General features: G+C 67.9%; 1 protein-coding gene. It reads right to left on the bottom strand.

The annotated features are described in order from the left end of the window. A partial coding sequence (locus tag ON33_RS30900; protein WP_040862678.1) for a hypothetical protein occupies positions 1-201 on the bottom strand: 201 nt, incomplete at its 3' end. Positions 202-414: the final 213 nt, after the last annotated feature.

The raw sequence follows: 414 nt of genomic DNA, 5'->3' as shown, positions 1-414 counted from the left end.
GTCGCCGGCGGCCGGGGCGGGGCACGGGATCCAGCCCACGAGGGCGTTCTTGTCGCCGAGCAGCGAGTGCCCATTGCAGCAGCGCATCGGCGTCGGCTCGCTCCACCCGGTCACGGTATGCACCAGCCGGCGCGAGGGCACCGCGACTCCGTCGACCGTGTAGAGCGGGCGATACCGGCGTTCGCGATCGGAGACGGGCACACCGCTACCCTAACGCCGGATCGAACACCTGTTCGTATAGGCTCGGGTGTGTGGTGGCAGTCGGTGATCGAGTGAAGCTGGTGGCCAGCGGGGTATCGGTATTCGAGGTCCTGGCCATCGAGGGCGATCACGCGACGGTGGAGTCGGTCGACAAGAACGCACCCGGCTGCTATCCGTTCCTGGCACGTGTCGCGGAACTGGTTCCCGCCCAAC

This window comes from Nocardia niigatensis NBRC 100131 (assembly GCF_000308655.1).
In the GTDB taxonomy this organism is placed as follows: domain Bacteria; phylum Actinomycetota; class Actinomycetes; order Mycobacteriales; family Mycobacteriaceae; genus Nocardia; species Nocardia niigatensis.
Note: the sequence above shows the minus strand (reverse complement) of the source record. Positions and strands in the feature narration are given on the sequence as shown.